At 71.6% G+C, this 17734-nt stretch carries 15 protein-coding genes and 1 pseudogene; 5 read left to right on the top strand and 11 right to left on the bottom strand.

What is annotated here, in order from left to right; translation table 11 throughout:
* The first annotated feature begins 67 nt into the window (after nucleotides 1-67).
* Entirely contained in the window at nucleotides 68-1972 is a 1905-nt protein-coding gene (locus D7X74_RS03130; protein WP_120531412.1) for a bifunctional UDP-sugar hydrolase/5'-nucleotidase, read from the top strand.
* An 18-nt stretch (nucleotides 1973-1990) separates the two neighbouring features.
* Here D7X74_RS03130 and D7X74_RS03135 read toward each other — a convergent pair.
* Nucleotides 1991-2401 (bottom strand): annotated as a pseudogene (locus D7X74_RS03135) (transposase); the annotation flags it as partial.
* Between D7X74_RS03135 and D7X74_RS03140 the strand changes: the two are divergent.
* Nucleotides 2391-2918 (top strand): HEAT repeat domain-containing protein, encoded by a 528-nt coding sequence (locus D7X74_RS03140; RefSeq protein ID WP_233595459.1) that lies wholly within the window; start codon nucleotides 2391-2393, stop codon nucleotides 2916-2918. The pseudogene D7X74_RS03135 and the gene D7X74_RS03140 sit on opposite strands and share 11 nt — an antisense overlap.
* A 39-nt stretch (nucleotides 2919-2957) precedes the next feature.
* Here D7X74_RS03140 and D7X74_RS03145 read toward each other — a convergent pair whose 3' ends face one another.
* Both D7X74_RS03145 and D7X74_RS03150 read right to left on the bottom strand, forming a co-directional pair.
* Nucleotides 2958-4757, bottom strand: coding sequence for an SLC13 family permease (locus tag D7X74_RS03145; protein WP_120531414.1), 1800 nt, complete (start codon nucleotides 4755-4757; stop codon nucleotides 2958-2960).
* Nucleotides 4758-4776: 19 nt separating this feature from the next.
* Nucleotides 4777-5730 (bottom strand): M48 family metallopeptidase, encoded by a 954-nt coding sequence (locus D7X74_RS03150; protein WP_158622164.1) that lies wholly within the window; start codon nucleotides 5728-5730, stop codon nucleotides 4777-4779.
* Nucleotides 5731-5930: 200 nt separating this feature from the next.
* Here D7X74_RS03150 and D7X74_RS03155 point away from each other — a divergent pair, with 200 nt between their 5' ends.
* From D7X74_RS03155 to D7X74_RS03165, 3 genes are all read left to right on the top strand, one after another.
* Complete coding sequence (locus tag D7X74_RS03155) at nucleotides 5931-7310, top strand: HAMP domain-containing sensor histidine kinase (protein WP_233601942.1); 1380 nt, start codon at nucleotides 5931-5933, stop codon at nucleotides 7308-7310.
* A 142-nt stretch (nucleotides 7311-7452) separates the two neighbouring features.
* On the top strand, nucleotides 7453-7818 hold the full coding sequence (locus D7X74_RS03160; RefSeq protein WP_120531417.1) for a DNA-binding response regulator: 366 nt from the start codon (nucleotides 7453-7455) through the stop codon (nucleotides 7816-7818).
* Nucleotides 7811-8326: a DUF6232 family protein gene (locus tag D7X74_RS03165; RefSeq protein WP_147446451.1), complete on the top strand. Its 516-nt coding sequence runs from the start codon at nucleotides 7811-7813 to the stop codon at nucleotides 8324-8326. The genes D7X74_RS03160 and D7X74_RS03165 overlap by 8 nt, the downstream gene beginning before the upstream one ends.
* On the opposite strand, the gene D7X74_RS03170 is transcribed toward D7X74_RS03165, so the two are convergent.
* The 8 genes from D7X74_RS03170 to D7X74_RS03205 form a co-directional block, all read right to left on the bottom strand.
* Nucleotides 8277-9311 (bottom strand): LLM class flavin-dependent oxidoreductase, encoded by a 1035-nt coding sequence (locus D7X74_RS03170; RefSeq protein WP_120531419.1) that lies wholly within the window; start codon nucleotides 9309-9311, stop codon nucleotides 8277-8279. The genes D7X74_RS03165 and D7X74_RS03170 overlap by 50 nt on opposite strands.
* 115 nt (nucleotides 9312-9426) lie before the next feature.
* Entirely contained in the window at nucleotides 9427-10047 is a 621-nt protein-coding gene (locus D7X74_RS03175) for a hypothetical protein (RefSeq protein WP_120531420.1), read from the bottom strand.
* 164 nt (nucleotides 10048-10211) lie between these two features.
* On the bottom strand, nucleotides 10212-12008 hold the full coding sequence (locus D7X74_RS03180; RefSeq protein WP_120531421.1) for a diguanylate cyclase domain-containing protein: 1797 nt from the start codon (nucleotides 12006-12008) through the stop codon (nucleotides 10212-10214).
* A 132-nt stretch (nucleotides 12009-12140) separates the two neighbouring features.
* Nucleotides 12141-13595 carry a CHASE2 domain-containing protein gene (locus D7X74_RS03185; protein ID WP_120531422.1) on the bottom strand — a complete coding sequence of 485 codons (1455 nt, stop codon included), beginning with the start codon at nucleotides 13593-13595 and terminating at the stop codon, nucleotides 12141-12143.
* Nucleotide 13596: 1 nt separating this feature from the next.
* A complete protein-coding gene (locus D7X74_RS03190; protein ID WP_233601943.1) occupies nucleotides 13597-14775 on the bottom strand; it encodes a FecR domain-containing protein in 1179 nt (392 codons plus the stop codon).
* Complete coding sequence (locus D7X74_RS03195) at nucleotides 14772-16562, bottom strand: OmpA family protein (protein ID WP_120531446.1); 1791 nt, start codon at nucleotides 16560-16562, stop codon at nucleotides 14772-14774. Before D7X74_RS03195 ends, D7X74_RS03190 begins: the two co-directional genes overlap by 4 nt.
* A gap of 141 nt (nucleotides 16563-16703) precedes the next feature.
* The gene (locus D7X74_RS03200) at nucleotides 16704-17090 is read right to left on the bottom strand and encodes a response regulator (RefSeq protein ID WP_120531424.1); all 387 of its coding nucleotides are present in this window, start codon (nucleotides 17088-17090) and stop codon (nucleotides 16704-16706) included.
* A gap of 149 nt (nucleotides 17091-17239) precedes the next feature.
* On the bottom strand, nucleotides 17240-17653 hold the full coding sequence (locus tag D7X74_RS03205) for a response regulator transcription factor (RefSeq protein WP_120531425.1): 414 nt from the start codon (nucleotides 17651-17653) through the stop codon (nucleotides 17240-17242).
* Nucleotides 17654-17734 lie beyond the last annotated feature (81 nt).

Consider the following 17734-nt stretch of genomic DNA (forward strand, 5'->3'; position numbering starts at 1 on the left):
CATGAAGTCGCGCCATCGTCCACGAACCAGAGTAGGTTCCCCCTCCCTGTTCGTTGGAGTTCCGTCGATGCCACAAGCCACACCGCGCTCGTCACTTCCGGGAGCGCGTCCCAGCGTCTTCCTGCTCGCCGGAGCGTTCGTCACCGGCATGTTCCTCTTCGCCCATGGCGGCTGCGGAGGTGACGAGTGCCAGGACGCCGCCGACTGCCGTGAAGACAAGGGACTGCCGGCTTCGAACACGGAGTGGGTCTGCGAGGACAAGCGCTGTGAGCAGCATTCCGTCCAGGTGCCGCCCCCGGATTCCGGCACGGACGCGGGGACGCCCGACGCGGGGACGCCCGACTCGGGGACTCCCGACTCGGGTCCCACCACGGTGAGCGTGCAGGTGCTCGCGTTCAATGACTTCCACGGGCAGCTCGAGGAGCCCGCGGGCCAGATTCTGACGGGCGTGGCCCCCGACGGTGGACCGGTGCGGGTGAACGCGGGCGGCGTGACGTACTTCGCCCGGCACATCGCGGCCCTGCGGGCCACCAATCCGAACACGGTGGTGGTAGCGGCGGGAGACCTCATCGGCGCCTCCCCGCTGCTGTCGGGGCTCTTCCACGACGAGCCCACCGTCGAGGCGATGAACCTGATTGGCCTGGACCTGGTCGCGGTGGGCAACCACGAGTTCGACGAGGGCAGCACGGAGCTGTTGCGCATGCAGTCGGGCGGCTGCCACCCGGTGGATGGCTGCCTGGACGGGGATGGCTTCCCGGGCGCGAAGTTCAAGTTCCTGGCGGCCAACGTGGCCACGGGCGTGGACCGCACGCTGTTCCCCCGCTACGACGTGCGCGAGTTCGAGGGCGTGAAGGTGGCCTTCATCGGCATGACGTTGGAGAACACGCCGGAAAGCGTCATACCCACGGGCGTGGCGGGGCTCACCTTCAAGGACGAAGTGCAGACGGTGAACGCGCTGGTGCCGGAGCTGCGGCGGCAGGGCGTCGAAGCCATCATCGTGGTGGTGCACCAGGGCGGAATTCCGACCTCGGGCTCGCTGGTGAACGAATGCAAGGGCGCGGGTGCGGACGGCCTCATCTCAGGTGCCATCGTGGGCATGGCCAAGGGCCTCAACGACGCGGTGGATGTCATCGTCAGCGGCCACACGCATCAGGCCTACAACTGCGTCATCGATGGCAAGGTCGTCACGAGCGCCTCGTCGATGGGGCAGCTCGTCACGGACATCGACCTGACGTTGAGCAAGGCGACGGGCGACGTCGTGGAGGCGCGAGCGAACAACGTCATCGTCACTCGCGACGTGCAGGAGGTCGGCGCGGTGAAGGAGCTGGTGACGAAGTACCAGGAGCTCGTCACGCCGAGGGCCAACCGGGTCATCGGATGGGTGTCGCAGACGCTCAGGACACAGACGGACTCCGCGGGCCAGTCCACCCTGGGCTTCGTCATCGCGGACTCGCATCTGGAGGCGACGAAGCCCGCGAACCTGGGTGGGGCGCAGGTGGCCTTCATGAACCCGGGCGGCATGCGCGCGGGCATCGCCCAGGGCGAGGTCACCTACGGCGAGGCCTTCACCACGCAGCCGTTCGGCAACAGCCTGGTCACCCTGACGCTGACGGGCGCGCAAATCGAGCAACTGCTGGAGCGGCAGTGGCGGCCGTCGGGAGCCACCCTCATGCTGCTTCCGTCGGCGGGCTTCACCTATGCGTTCAGCGCGTCGGCGCCCATCGGAAGCCGCGTCGACCCGGCGTCCATCCGGATCAACGGCGAGCCAGTGAGCCTGACGGCGGAGTACCGCGTCACCGCGAACAACTACCTCGCGAGTGGGAGTGATGGCTTCCCGGTGTTCGCCGAGGGGACGAACCGGCTGGGTGGCGCCGTGGACAGCGACGCGCTGGAGGCATACCTGAAGGCGCACAGCAGCATGGCGAGCCCCTTGCCCGCCCCCGCGCTCAATCGCATCACCATGCTGCCCTAGAGCGCCGAACAGGTCAGGTCACGACGCGCGAAGGTAACGCGCGGCGACTTCGAGGTTTTGGACGACCGCGAGTCGCCTGATGTCAAAGAGGTTGCGGCGCGTGCCTCGGTAACGGGCCTTCGGGCCCTGGCGGTTGGCGAGATGTGCAAGGCGATGTTCGACGCCGACACGCTCGCGGAGTTGTGCGCGGCCCGCGCGCGACTGCAGACGTGAGCGAAGGCGCTTCTGGAGCCGCTCATCGTCACCCATCGTGACGCTGCGCCCCTTGCCAGACGCGGCCTGGGTACAACTTGAGCGCAGCTTGCACGGCCCGCAGGCTTCCGGGTCGAATTGCACGACGGCGCCGGGCTCGAAGGGCCCCACCTCGCCAGCAGGGCACGTGAGGGTGCCGTCGCGGATGTTCACTTTGAAGTCGCGCTTGCCGAACAGTCTCGTTGGTGCAGATCCCGACGTCATCATTCAGGCGGCCAAGGCCCTCTCCTCCGACCGCTCGACCACGGCGACGCTGTTAGGACTGCTCCAGTCGGAGCGCCGTGTGGAGACGCGGCAGGGCCTGCTCTACGCGCTCTGCTGGCATGGCGATCTCGGGACGTGGGACGTCATGGTCCACATCCTCGCGGATCCGCGAGAGGCTCCCCAGGTGCGGGGGCAAGCCGCAGAGGGACTGTCCTACCTGTTCATGTCGGTGAGGACGGATTCGCCGGAGTTCGACGGGGCGGTCCATGCGCTGCGCGAGGCCCTGAACGATCCCTCGCCCGAGGTCCGCTACTGCGCCGTCAACGCCCTGGGCTCGACAGGGCATCCGCCGCTCATCCCGGTGCTCCAGGAGATGCGCGGGGACCGGACCCCGATTCCTGGCTGGGTGGGGACCGTGAGCGAGGAAGCCTCCAGGGCCATCGAGGCGCTCGAAGGGCTGCACCGGATGCGCCTCAAGAACGGACGTTGAGGTCCCCGGGACGCACGGCCCTCCGTCGTCGCCGGCGCTTCAACCGCGCGTGAACGGCCACACGAGCGGCACCGCGAACGTGAGCAACACGAGCATCAACACCGTGAGGGGCGTTCCCACCCGGAGGAAGTCGACGAAGCGGTAGCGCCCGGGGCCGTACACGAGCGCGGCGGAGGGCTCCAGGGGCGTGAGGAACGAGCACGACGCCGCCAGACACGTCCCCAGCGCGAACGCCCGTGGGTCGAGCCCCATGTCCATCGCGGAATGGATGGCCACGGGCAGCATGACCAGCGCCGCGGCCTGATTGCTCATCGGGATGGAGAGCAGGACGGTGGCGCTCATGATCACGCAGAGCACCCCGCGCGGTCCCACGACACCCGCCAGGGGCAGCACCGCGCGCGCCATGAACTCGCCCGCGCCGCTCTTCTCCACCGCCAGCCCCAGGGCCAGCAGCGCGCCAATCATGATGATGACCCGCCAGTCCACGCGGAAGACCGTGCGTGTGTCGACGCAGCCTGTCGCCACCATGAGCAACAGCCCGGCCAGTCCCGCGATGGCGGGGGAGGTGACGCGCAGCCCCGCGACCGCGACCGTGGTCGCGAAGATGAGCACGGCGAGCAGGGCGCGCCGGTAGCGCGGTCGCTGGTAGTCCACGCCGCCGAGCACGGTCAGCTCCTCTTCCCGCGCGAGCTCTCGGACCCGCTGCTCCGGTCCGCCGACCAGCAGCAGGTCGCCCACCGACAACGGGATGTTCTTCAAGGCGTCCCCACCGGCCAGGCTCCCCATCAGGTTCAGGTGCTGGTGGGAGCCCTGCAACGTGGGGTGGCGGTGGATGGCCAGCGCCACGAGCCCGTAGCGCTGCGCGAAGCGGATGTCCCCCAGGGACCTGCCCGCCAGCGCCGACGTGGGCGGCACCGACACCTCCGTGAGGGCATGCGCTTGACGGGAGTCCTCGGGAATCCGCAGGTCGGCGCTGAGCCCGATGCTGCGCAGGTCCTTCACCCGCAGGATGTCGTCCAGGCTGCCGGCGATGATGAGGTGCTCCTGGGGCTCCATCAGCTCCTGGGGGGCGGGAGGGCGCATGATCCCCTCGCGCACGACGCCCCGCACCGGGACCCCCAGCCCCTCCGTGAGCTGGCGCAGCGGCTTGCCCACGAGCCGGGAGCCGGGCGTGAGCACCGCCTCCGTCACGTATTCCCGCAGGGGCGGCGCTCCCGCGACCGGGTCGCCTTCGCGCGGGGGCAAGAGCCACCGCATGAGCAGCAGCGTCACGCTGATCCCGATGATGGCGAGCGGAAGCCCCACCGGCGTGAGCTCGGTGAAGCCAATGCGTCCCAACCCCCGCTGCTCCAGCGCCGAGCTGACGACGAGGTTGGTGGACGTGCCGAACAGGAAGATGGTTCCCCCCAACATGGAGGTGAACGCCAGGGGCATCAGCAACCTGCGCGAGGCCACCTTCGCCTGCGCGGAGGAAGCCGTCGCGACGGGGAGGAACGCCGCCGTCACCGCCGTGTTCGAGGCGACGGAGGAGAAGGCGCAGACGGCCGCCAGCAGCATGACGATGAAGGCCCGCGTGCTGAACCGCGCGAAGAAGAGCAGCCGCCGGCCCACGAGCTGCATCACCCCCGTCGCGCTGAGCCCCTGGGTCAGCGCCAGGAGCGCGAAGATGAAGACGACGGTCTCGTTCGAGAACCCGGAGAGGGCCTCGCGAGGCGTCAGCAGCCCGCTCAGCACCAGCAGCACGACGATGGCGAGCGAGCTCACCTCCGTGGGGATGCGGTCGATGGAGAGCAGGACGATGGCGATCACCACCACGACCAGCGCGATTGTCACCGTCATGACTGCAAGTTGGGGGGAGTCAGGCCTGGCCGGGAGTGGCCGGAGGGCCGCCGAGCCGGGCAGGAGGGCGAGTGCCCCCGGGGTTGCTCGGAGGCAGCCGGGTCCCCGAGCGCGAGCCGTCATCCAGGCGGGTGAGCCGCTTGCCTCTCAACGGATGGACCCGCGTCCTCCTGCCGGGAGCCTCCACGCGAGGGTGGAAGCGCGAGCCGCGGCGGAGGAAGCGACGGAGGATGGGCTTCGCGCGCCGCGCGTGCTGAGCGGCCGCCACCCGCTGGAGCCGATGGATGCGCTCGTCGAGAACACTTCCAGCGTCCTCTTCTCCGGCGGGCGCCGTGAACGGGAGGCCCGTGTCGGTCAGCACGTCGGGCTCGCTCCATGAGGCATGGGCCTTCAGCCGGCGCAGCAGGGCCGCGAGGTCCTGGGCTTCCGGCAGGAGCCCGGCGGCGACCCGGTCGGCGACGAAGTCCCGCGCGGGCGGCATCCCGAGCCGCCTCAGCCTCCGGGTAAGCCGGGTGAGAAGGCCCGGCGTGCCCCCACGCCACCCGGCGCGCGTTGCGCAGCGCACCGTCATCGCGACCAGCGCGGCGACGAGCGTGGCCCGGCGTGTGTGGCCCTGGGCGATGTGCGCGAGCTCGTGCGCGACCAGGGCGCACAGCTCCGCCTCATCGAGTTCGTCGAGCGCGGCGCTCGTCAGGACGAGGTGGGCGGCCCGGGGGCCCGCGCCGAGGGAGAAGGCGTTGGGCTGCTTGCGCCGCACCACGTAGAGGCGGGGAGCAGGAAGCCGCGCGGCGATGCTGAGGTGGGCCAGCAACGTGTACAGCCGGGGTGCCTCCTCGAAGTGGAGCCGGCGCGCGCCATGGCAGCGAAGCACGAAGGGGCCCATGCGCGTGGAGAGCCAGCGGCCGAACCCGGCCAGGAGCATCCCGCACAGCAACCAGGCCGTGAATGAAGCGATGGCTGAGGAAATCCACATGGGCATGCTCCTTCCTGGCAGTGGGGACCGATGGCGACATTCCAGGGACAACACCCGTCGCGCCGCGCCTCATCCCAGCCAGGCGGGCGCAGGGCTGCTTCGGGAAGCGGAAGGCCTGATGGCTTGACGTGCGCGCCGGGCGGTCCCATCGGATGAAGATGCCCTCTTCTCAGCCACGCAGGACCGACGTGTCCTGGAAGATGCTCCTCCTCGCCTTCACCGCCGTCGTGGGGAGCTTCTTCGCGACGAGCCTCGTCGTGCAGCGCTCCTCCTCCGCGGTGGGCAGGCTGTCCGAGGACATCATCTACAACTCGGCGCCGAGCATCGAACACCTGGCGCTCGTTCGCAGGTCGGTCTTGGAGGTGGAGCTGCTGCTCGCGCGGTTCATCAATGAGCCCCAGCGTCGGACCGACTTGGGACGGGACCTGGACGAGGCCCTGGCACATGCCCGGCGGGGCCTCAGCGGGTACATGGCGCTGACGGCCTTCCCGGGGGAAAACGCGGTGCGGATGGACATCCAGGAGTCCTGGATGCGCTTCGACAACGCCGTCACTCGCGCTCGCACCGTCGCGGAGTCGAGCCCGGAGGCCGGAAGGGGACCGCTGTTCGACCAGGAGGTGGACCCGCCGGGCCGGCGCCTCCTGGACGATGTCACCCGCTCCATCGAATACAACGCGGTCCGCGGCCGGGAGCTGGCGGAGCGCATCCGGGAGACCCGACGGCAGACCCTGGTCCTCGCGACGGGCCTCAACTTGGTCTGTGGCCTCCTGGCCGGGGTCGTGGCGTGGCTGCTCCATCGCGAGCTCCAGGCCCGGCGCGCACTCGCCGACGCGCACACGAGGTTCCTCGAAACGCGCGCCGAGGAGCTGGAGCAGTTCGCGGGCCGCGTCGCGCACGACATCCGCAATCCGCTGTCCTCGGCCCGGCTGTCCGCCGAGCTCGCGGTGCGCAAGAGCCCGGATGAAGCGTCCCGCGCGCCCCTCCAGCGCATCATCCGGAGCCTGTCCCGCGCGGACGCCATCACGGGCGCGCTCCTCGACTTCGCGCGCTCCGGCGCGAGGCCGGACCCGGGGGCGCGGACCGAACCCAGGGCTGTCATCTCGGATCTGCTGGTCGGCTTCGAGGCGGAGGCGGAGCAGGCCGGCATCGAGCTTCATTGCGAGCCGGTTCCCCCGATCCTGGTCGCGTGCAGCACCGGCGTCTACCTGAGCCTGCTCGGCAACCTGGTCCGCAACGCCATCAAGTACATGGGCGATTCGTCCACCCGCCGCATCACCCTCCGGGTGGTGGAGGAGGGCGCCATGATTCGCACGGACATCCACGACACGGGCCCGGGGATCGCCCCGGAGAACCTGCCCTCGCTGTTCGAACCGTACTTCCGCGCGCAAGGAGGCGTCGCCGAGGGGCTCGGGTTGGGGCTCGCGACCGTCAAGAAGCTCGCGGAAGGGCACGGGGGCCACGTCGGCGTCATGTCCGAGCGGGGGACAGGGAGCACGTTCTGGTTCGAGCTTCCGCGCGCGGGTTCGTCCTGGGACACGGCCCTGACACACCCCGCCCCAGCGTCCATTCATCGACACTAGGGCGCACCCACCCACGGGGCGGTGGCAGGCCGGTCTGGCAATCCGCCACGCCCTGCTGGCGGATTGCCACGGTCGGGAGGTGATCACTCGTTGGCCCCCGGGGACGGTGGTCCCGGCACGGACGTTGCTGTGGTCTGGGGTCGTGGCGTCCCTGCGCACAACCCGGGCCTTGCTGCTCGGTGCGGATGAGTCCCTGGCATCGTTGCTGGCGGACGTGCTGGGCGACCTGGGCATCGCCCTGTTCCTCGACGCTGCGGACGCGGCGCGGCCGGACCTGGTGCTGGCGCACGTGGAGCGCGGCGAGGCCATCCTCCCGGTGCTGATGCGCGCCCGGGCCTGCGCCGCCGCCGTGCCCATCCTCGTCCTGCTGCCCTTCGCGGATGAGCGTCTGGTGTCCCGCGCCCTGTGTCAGGGGGCCCGGGCATGTTTCGCGCTGGGCCGTCCGCTCGATGAGCTGCGCGCCCTCCTGCGCACACAATTTCCCTCGTTGGAGACCACCCATGGGTGAACCAATGGCCGTCGTCACCGTGCTGCACCCCGTCGTCCCCGTCCGTGAACGTGAAGTCGAGCAGCGCCGGCCGGCGGCTCCTCCGGAAGCGGTGGACGCAGGGGAGCCGTCGCTCTTCCAGGCGGGCCAGGTCCGCGTCACCCGCGAGCGGCTTGTCGTGGGCGGCAGGGCCTGGGCGCTGCGCGACGTGCGGCAGGTGGACACGGTGCGACGCACGCCGAAGCTGTGGCCGTACCTGCTCGCGGTGGGACTGGGCGGGGCGGTGGGGCTGCCCCTGTTGTCCTGGCTGTCCGTCACCGTCGCGGCGATGCGGGGTGCCTACGAGGTGGGGCTCGTCCTCACCGCGGTGGGCCTCTTCTCCTCCATCGCCGCGCTGCTGCTGGTGGAGGAGACGCACTACCTGGTGCTGGGCCTGCCGGGCGGGGCGCGGCGCGTGTTCGGCAGCCGCGACGCGCAGCTCATCGCGCGGCTTGCGGGGACGGTCCGGCAGGCGCGTTCGCACGCGTGAGGCTGTCGCGCACCTGCGAGACAATCTCGAAGGAGCGCAGCCGCGCGGCGTGGTCGTGGATCTGCGCGGTCACCATCAGCTCGTCCGCGCCCGTCTGCGCGATGAGGTCCTGGAGGCCCTCGCGCACGCTGGCGGGGGAGCCCACCACGGTGCACGCCAGCATGTGTTCGATCTCCGCGAGCTCCATCTCGTTGAGCTGACCGTCCATGCTGTCCACCGGCGGCAGCAGCGGGCCCGGGCGGCCCCGGCGCAGGTTGATGAACGCCTGGAGCAGTGACGTGAAGAGGCGCTGGCCCTCCGCGTCCGTGTCCGCCGCGAAGACGTTGACGCCAATCATCGCGTACGGCTTCTTCAGCACGTCCGACGGGCGGAACTGGGTGCGGTACAGGTGCAGCGCGCTCATCATCTGCGCGGGCGCGAAGTGCGACGCGAACGCGAAGGGCAGGCCCATGGCGGCGGCCAGCTGCGCGCTGAAGGTGCTGGAGCCCAACAGCCACAGGGGCACATGCAGGCCCGCGCCCGGCACCGCGCGCACGGCCTGGCCCGGCGTGGGGTCCTTGAAGTAGCCCTGCAGCTCCACCACGTCCTGCGGGAAGGTGTCCGCGGAGCCCATCAGGCTGCGACGCAGCGCGTGCGACGTGCGTTGATCCGTGCCGGGCGCGCGGCCCAGCCCCAGGTCGATGCGGCCGGGGTAGAGCGTCTCCAGGGTGCCGAACTGTTCGGCGATGACGAGCGGCGCGTGGTTGGGCAGCATGATGCCGCCCGCGCCCACACGAATCTTGGAGGTGCCTCCCGCGACGTGGCCGATGACCACCGACGTGGCCGCGCTCGCGATGCCCGTCATGTTGTGGTGCTCCGCCAGCCAGAAGCGCTGGTAGCCCCAGTCCTCCGCGTGGCGGGCCAGGTCCAGGGTGCAGCGGAGGGCGAGTCCGGCGTCGCCTCCCGAGATGACGGGCGACAGGTCGAGTACGGAGAAGGGAATCATCGTCGGGGTCCCGGTGGCGGAAAAGAAGACCTTCGATAGCCGGGGCCTTCGTGACTTTCACGCCATTGACGCATCCGACGCCCCCCAGGCGTACTGGCGGGGGCTGCCCCTCCGATTAGAAGAGCTTGACGAAGATCAGCGTGGCAGAGCCCTGGGCGCTCATCAGGCCCGAGGGTGAGGCACAGCCCGCGGCCAGGTCGGCGGTGACAAACGTCACCGTCCGGACCACATTCGCGCCGGAGAACTTCCCCGAGGAGACGAAGCCGCTGAAGGTCTGTACGGTGCGCGGCCCCTGGGCTTCGACCTTCGGCGCGCTCAGGGTCAGGGTGGAGGTCTCGTTCGGCCCCCACGTCAGCGTCGTCTGGGGAGGGGCCGGGTCCAGGGCTTGGGGACAGGCGCCACCGGAAAGGGTCGCCGTCGCGGTCAGCGTCGGGGTGCCGACCGGCCCTCCCAGCAGCAGGGTGCAGTCGAAGGTTCCGGTCGTGGAGACGGTGACGGGCCGGGGCGTGCGGGTGAGCCCCGGCGTGTACGTCGTCTGGGTGTTGCCCCCGGTGGGAGTGCCTTCAAGGCAGACCACCACCGTGGGGCCCGGGGGCCTGGCCGCCGGCGGAGGCGTCCCGGTGCGTTCCGGGGGCTCCGCGCCCGCTTCGAGCGCGACTCCCACGACGAAGCCCGCGACCGCGCTCACCAGCAACCTCGACAGGAACGACGGACGGCGCTTCAGGCGCTTCTTCATGGGCTCCCCGCTGTCGGGCTTCGTCGGAATCCTCTCCGAGGAAGCAGGGAGTGCAGGTTCGTCAGCGCGGCCCCACGGGACAAGCCGTGACGGGGGGACGACGCACTGGCGCGCGGGGAACAGACCTTCAACCGCGCACATGCGCCGCGCGGGCGCGTGAGACCTCAGTCGCGGCCGGGGCCCTGGGTCCGGTCCGGCTTCGCGCGGGCGAGCGCGGCGTGGGCGCGGGACAGCGTGCCGTGTGGATCCTCTTCGCCCTGCACCGTCACGGCGACGGACACGCGTCCGGGCACGCCGGGCACGTCGTGGAACTGCTGGCGCACCGCCTCCGCGCCCACCGCGTCCGCTCCGGGCAGCGCGAGCAGGAACGTGTCCCCAGTCCATCGCACCGCGAACCCCGGCGGAGGACACAGACCGTCCGCGCGCCGGGCCAGCTCCCTCAACGCGACATCGCCAGCGTCGAAGCCGCGCGTGCGGTTCAGCACGCCCAGCTCCACCAGGTCCACCAGCACCAGGCTGAAGGGCAGCCCTTCACGGCGGCAGCGGCCAATCTCCTTGGACAGCCGCTCCTCGCCCACGCGCCGGGTGTCCAGGCCCGTGAGCGCGTCCTGGCGCAGGAGTCCCTCGCGCTCCCCCTTCACGTCGGAGCCGACGCGCAGGTCCATCAGCGACAGCAGCTGCGCGACGCCACCGGGCACCACGAAGGGCCGGGCCACCCACCGCACCACGCGCGGCCGGGGCCGCTCCAGCGTGAGCGTCAGGTGCAGTCCCCGCGAGGCCTCCGCCGCGAGGTCCAGTTGCCGCAGCGTGCCGCCCGGATCCGCGCTCAGGTTCGCGACGTGCTGGCACAGTGAATCGAAGGACATGCCCGACAGCCGCTCCTCGGGCAGCCCCATCAGCTCCGCCAGCGCCGCGTTGGCGGCGTAGGGCTTGCGGCCCGGCGCCACCACCAGCACCGGCACGTCCAGGGCGCGCACGGCTTCGCGCACAAGGGCCAGGGCGCTCGCCTCCGTGAGCACCGGCTCCGACTGGCCCCCCGCGCGCGGCGGCGAGCGGATCCGGCTGCTGGCCTGCGTGTGCTCCAGGCTCTGCGCCACGCGGCCCGCCAGCTCGCGCAGGGCCGCGAGGTCCTCCGGGCCCAGCATCAACGGCCGCGTGTCGATGACGCACAGCGAGCCCAGCACGTCGCCACTGGCGGTGATGAGCGGCGCGCCCGCGTAGCTGCCGACGATGCCGTCGCGCACCAGGGGGTTGTCGCGGAACACCGGGTGGCGCGTGGCGTCCGGCACCACCATGGCCTCGCGCCCCTGCACCACGTGGTGGCAGAAGGCCCAGTCGCGCGGCGTGCCCCGGTCCCGGGCCAGCGAGCCCGTGAGGCCCACGTGGGCCTTGAACCACTGGCGGTCGCCCAGCACCAGCGTGAGGAGCGCGACGGGCACGCCGAACGCCTGGGCCACCTCGGAGACCAGCTCCTGCAACTGCGCGTCGGGAGGGCCGGGATCCACCAGCTTCAGCTCGTCGATGCGCGCCAGGCGCTGCTTCTCCTCCTCGGCGGTGGACTCCAGCAGGCCGCCCCCGGCGAGCTGCCCGGCGAGCGCGCGTCGCACGCCGTCGCGCATCGCCTCCGGGCCCGCGCGCCGGCTGAGGAGCGCGTGGATGCCCAGCGCGTCCTTGAGCTGCCACGCGCGCACGCGCAGCTCGTCGAAGGCCGTCACCACCACCACCGCCATGCCGCCCGCGTCCGAGCGTCCCCGCAGCCACGCCAGCAGCGCGAACCCATCCACCCTGGGCAGCGCCAGATCCGTCACCAGCAGCGTCGGGGCCCCACGCTGGCGCACCCACTCCTGGGCCTCCGCGCCGTCGCGCGCGACCACGCCCTCCAGCCCTTCCTGGGTCGCGAGCGCGAGCAGCGCCGTGGCGCGGTGGGAGTCGGGTTCGGCGATGAGTGCGTAGCGCGGCATGGTTCACGGCAATGCTGCCATGCCTGCCCCCCGCGCGTATCAGGGCACCTCCGCCCGGGCAGGCCGGGCCGGGTGGCCGACAGGTGGGACGGGCACCGGGCGACGACCTGGCGGCGTCGCGGCCAGGACGCACTACCTCCGTGAATCCCCCGGCACGGAGCGCGAGGACTCCTCGCCCTCGGCGGCCTTCGGTCCTCCTGGAGGCGGTACGGCGGCCTCGCTCGGGAAGCGTCCGAAGAGGCGCTTGAGCGCGCCGCGCTGCCGTTGCAGGTCCTCGGTGCGCGCCACCGCCTCCGCGAGCGTCACCAGCGCGAGCCCGACGACCCCGGGCAGCAGGGGCACCACCCAGCCGATGTCCGCCAGCAGCCAGCCCCCGAAGGCCGTGTGCGCGACGAGGAGCAGCGCCGCCTGCCCCACCACCGCGCCCATGGTGCGCGCGCGTCCCCGGCGCCAGAGCAGCAGCGCCAGCACCACCGCCGTCTCCACCACCCCCGTGAGCGCCGCCCGTCCCGTGGAGCGCAGCACCCGGCCGGAGCGCAGGTTGTCCATCGCGAACGCGTGGATCTCCACGCCCGGCACGGCGAGCTGGCCGGGCAGGGTGCTCTGGCCATGCAACCCGGTGGCGGTGACGCCCACGAAGACGGCCTTGTCCCGAAGCGCCAGGTCCAACCCCACCGACGACGGCCCCGCGAGCAGCACGTCCGCCAGGCTCACGCGCGGCAACCAGTCCGGCGAAGGCAGTCGCATCAGGGGGGCCCCGTCGTCGGTGGCCGCCACGCGCAGCAGCGCTTCGGACCGCTCCGGCCACAGGCGCAGCGCGGTCGCCAGCGCGAGCGAGGGCCACGCGCGCCCGCCCACCTCCACCGCGTAGGGATAGCGCCGGATGACGCCGTCCGCGTCCACCAGCACGTTCAGCGTCCCACTGCTCCAGGCCGTCATCCTCAGCGGGGCCAGGTTCGTGGTCAGCCCCTTCGCCTTCAGTCGCAGGCCTTCGGCGGGCAGGGCCACCGGGGCCAGGGTGTCCCCCTCGCCGGGGACCGCACCGCCCTCGTCCGTCAGCGCCATGCTGCCCAGGACGACCTTGCCCAGCCCGGAGAAGGTCTCCGCGAGCCGCGCATCCCCGTCCTGCGCATGCAGCCGCGCCTCCAGCTCGGAGACCAGCTTGGAGCCCTCGGGCAGCTGCGCCAGCCCCGACGTATGCAGGCGCTCCAGCACGTCCTCACCCAGGTCCAGCGCGTCGCGCGACTCGGGCTGGTCGAAGAGGATGTCCACCACCACGGCGGACGGACGCTGCGCCGCCAGCGCCTGGAAGGCCCGGGCCCAGGTGGCGCGCGACAGCGGCCAGCGCTCACCCAGCGCCGCGATCGCGCGGTCGTCCACCTCCACCAGCACCAGGTCCGCGGTGGTGGGCAGCGGGGGCAACAGGCGGCTCACCGCGAAGTCATACAGGGCGCGCTCGCCCAGGCCCGGCGCGCCGCCCATCACCGCGGAGCCCACCGCGAGCAGCAGGCCCACGCCAGCGCCCAGCCCCCGCAGCACCGCGGGCGAGGACAGCAGGGGCAGGGGAGCGCGGTCAGGTGGGCTCATCTCATCCAGGGATGTCGAAGCTGAAGATCTTCGAGGGGTAGCCTACGAAGCCGTCCGCGTCCACCGCCAGCACCCGCCAGAACCATTTGCCCGGGCCCGGCGCCGCCCCCGACAGCGTCGGCGTGGCCGACTCCTGGACCTTCACGTCGCCCGCGAAGTCCGCCGAGGACGCCACCTCCACCCGGTATACCTTCGCCCCGGGCACCGCCTTCCAGACGAGCGCGGGCACCGTCGGGTACACGCCCCCGCGAGGCTGCTCCAGCACCGGGGCCGCCAGCAGGGCCCGGGGCGCTTCCGGCGCCTGGGCCGGCTTCGCCCGCGAACCGTAGCCCGCGCCCACGTCCACCGAAGCCGCGTCCACGCCCAGGGCCACCTTGCCCTCCAGCGTCTCCACGCGGCTGGTGCCGTCCTCCTGCTGCACCACGCGGAAGCGCGTGCCCCGCACGCCGGCCACCGCGCCGCGCGTGCGCACCTCGAAGACGGAGCCCGTGCCGCCGGGCGCCGCCTCCGTCTCCACCGTGCCGCGCACCAGGTCCAGCAGCACCTTGCGCTGGCGCTCCGCCGTCAGCTCCAGCGTGCCCAGGCGCACCGCGCTCTCCGGCGACAGGAACACGCCGCTTCCGTCCGCCAGCGACAGCTCCGCCCGGCCGTTCTTCCCCGTCGCCACCAGCTCGCCCGCGTACAGCGAATCCCCCGCGAGGCGCGAGCGCATCGCCGCCTCGCCAGAGCCCGAGGACACCGGCCCGCTGGCGGTGCGCACCCGCGCCACCGCCGGCTGGGTGGGCCGCTCCACGTACGCGAGCTGCAACTGCCCCGGTGCGTCGGGGATGCCCGGGGGCGCCACGAAGGACACCCGCGTGCGCGGAATCCCCGCCGTCACCAGCACCTCCGCGGCCGCCTTCGCCGCCGCGAGCCCCTGGCCGTCCAGCCGCTGCGCGTCCGGCAGCTTCGCGGCCACGGTGAGGCCCCGGATGGAGGGACGGGCCTTCACGGCCTCCGCCACCTCGCGCAGGCAGGCCTCGGTCTGGGCGCCCCGAGGCTCCAGGAGGCGGCCCGTCGTCAGCCGCCCGTTGTCGAACGTCAGTCCCCCGCAGGGGCCGTCCGCCTCCGCGGCGACTCCGACGGCGGGAGACGCCAGCAGCGTCAGGGTCAGCATCAGCGACGGGGTGCTTGCCCTCACGGTGTCACTCCTTCCGCCGTGTCGGCGGTCTTCACGATGTTGAACTCCACGCGCCGGTTGTTCTCCCGACCGAGCGGCGTGTCGTTGGTGTCCACCGGCTTCGACTCACCGAAGCCCACCGCCTCCAGGCGCATCCCGGAGATGCCCCCCTTCATCAGCCAGTCGCGCACGTTGTTCGCGCGCCGCTGGGACAGGTCGAGGTTCTTCGCGTCGTCGCCCTGGCTGTCGGTGTGGCCTTCCACGCGCACCCGCTCCAATTCCGGATGCGTCCGGAGGATGGACACCACCTGCTGCAGGAGGCCGAAGGACTTCGGCAGGATGACGTCCTTGCCGGTGGCGAAATACACCTTGTCCAGGATGACGATGCGCGAGTTCTCCAGGCGCACCTTGGACTCGCCCTTGTCCGGGCAGCCGTCGTCGTCCTTCACGCCGTTGATGACCTCCGCCTCCAGCGGGCACTGGTCCTTCGCGTCCGGGATGCCGTCGCGGTCGTTGTCCGGCTCCGGGCAGCCGTCCTCGTCCTCGAAGCCATCCACGTCCTCCGGCGCCGCCGCGCAGCGGTCCTCCGTGTCGGGGATGCCATCGCCGTCCATGTCCGCAGGAGCGGGCGGCAGGCTGAGCGCGGGCGGGGGCGCGGCGCCTTCACCCGCAGGCTTCGTCTCCAGCACCGAGTCCGGGCAGCCGTCGTCGTCGCGGTAGCCGTTCACCGTCTCCGGCTCCGTGGGGCAGATGTCGTTCACGTCGGGGATGCTGTCGTTGTCGTCGTCGGGATCCAGGCAGCCGTCGTCGTCCTGGAAGCCGTCGAAGTCCTCCGGGCCCAGCGCGCAGGTGGGCGCGGGCTTCGGGCCTCCGGGCGCGAAGGTCAGGCCCGCGAGGATGCGGAAGGCGGGCGTGCCGTAGCCGCGCGTCAGGCCGGGGCCGGCGCCCACGTGCGCGGCGAAGCCGTTGGCGAAGCGGTACTTCACCGCGCCCAGGAGCTCCAGGGGGACCTCCTCCGTGTTGGACTCCTTCAGCCCCACCGCGCCCGCGAACGTGACCTGGGCGGACAGCGCCTGCGTCACCGGCACCTCCGCGCCCACGCCGAACGCGAACTCATTGCCCACGCGCAGGTTGCGCAGCTGCTCCGTCTGACGAAGGTTGACGCCCACGTTGGCGAGCAGCCGCAGATGCGGCGTGGCCCACTCACCGGCCACGCGCGGCTGGAAGGTGGGCCCGTCCGAGCCCAGGAAGTTCGAGCCGCCCGCGGTGGGCAGCGTGAAGGGCGCCAGCACCGCGAGGTTCAGCGAGCCCCCCGACAGCAGCGCCAGCTTGGGCACCACGCGAAGGTCGCCCAGGCCCGTTTTGCCCACGCCGTTGGCGAACGACTCCGCCACCGCGCCCGCGGGCTCCGAACCAGTGGTTGTCACCGGCAGCACCACGCCAACCTCCAACCGGTCGAAGAGGGACACCGCGCCCATCAGGTCCAGCGAGAGTTGGCGCTCCACGATGTGGTAGACGAACGCGTCCTCGCGCGGGTCGTAGAAGTTGAGCGGCTGGTGCGCGTAGTTGAGTGACGCGCCCACGTTCCACGTGAGGTGCGGCGCGACGCGGGCGCTGTTCAGCCCCAGCACGTCGTAGGCGCCCGGCCCCGGCTTGTACTGCTGCACGTCGATGGCCTGCGACACCGTGGGCTGCGCGTCCGCCCGCGACGCCGCGCCCAGCGTCAGGCCCACCGCCACCATCAGCGAAAGCCCCCGCGCCGGGAAGGGCCCCGCCCTGTGTCGGCCGGTCTTGATGGGCTGGGTCATGCCGTCGTGGTCCACGTTCTTCCTTGTCGTCCGGGAGGTGTCATTGTCGCTGTCGGGGTCACGCGCGTCGATGAAACCGTCGCCGGCCGTGTCCACCCGCTCGTCCGGCAGGCCCGCTGCCGTCGGAATCCGGCCCGCGGCTCACTGCGGGGACAGCAACTGCGAGACGTGCTCGGCCAGGGCCGGCAGCGGTTGGGGCTTGCTCAACACCAGATCCACCCCCAGCTCCCGGGCCCGGCGCCCCAGGTCCGGAGTGGCGAACGCCGTCAGCAGGACCATGCGCGTGGCGGGGGAGGAGGCCCGCACCCGCTCCGCGATGACCAGCCCTTCCTCGGACAGCGTCCCACTCAGGCGCAAATCGCTGATGACCAGGTCGTAATGCCCGTGCGTCACCCGCTCCAACGCCCCGTCCAGGTCCGTGGCGGAGTCCACCGCGTACCCCGCGCTGACGAAGAAGCGGCCGAGCACCCAGCACAGCACGGCTTCGTCATCGATGATCAACAGGTTCCGGGGCACACAGGAGGGCATGAGCAAGGCCAGGGCCAGCTTCGGGACAGCAGGGGGACTGAGTACTTCCAGGGGCTTGCACGGCACGGCGGCGCGGGCCGGACGGCTGCGTCCAGCTTGCGGAATCCATTTTCCAGAATCCGGATTCGCTCCCCGCGCGTCGCTGCGTGTCACTCGCGCATGGGGATGGGGTGCAGCTCATCCTCGTTGTCCGCGTGCGGAATGAGCGCGGACAGGTGGAGGATCAGCACCGGCATCAGCTGCGGCTTGGGCAGCAGCTTGGTGATGCCGCTGGCCCACGCGAGCTGCCGCACCTCCTCCAGGGGCAGGGCCGTCATCAGCAGGATGGGGACGATGGCGTCCTGCTCCCGCAGCTCCCGCGCGAACGTCAGCCCTTCATCCATCCCGGGACGGCCGAACGGATGGTCGATGAGGACCGCGTCGAACAGGTTGGCGTCCAACTGGCTTCGCGCCTGTGCACCCGTGCGCGCCGTGAGGACGGTGAAGCCCGCGGCCGTCAGGTGACGCGCCGTCGCCCCACGAACCGGGGGCTTCGAATCGAGGAGGAGGATTTTCCCGTGCATGCCCCAGGACAGTGCAGCGGGTGTGCCATGCACAGCCAGGTGAGCCAATCCCAGTCAATGCGCGGGATTGGCGGGGAAGGG

This window comes from Corallococcus sp. CA047B, assembly GCF_003612065.1.
GTDB classification, from domain to species: Bacteria; Myxococcota; Myxococcia; order Myxococcales; family Myxococcaceae; genus Corallococcus; species Corallococcus praedator.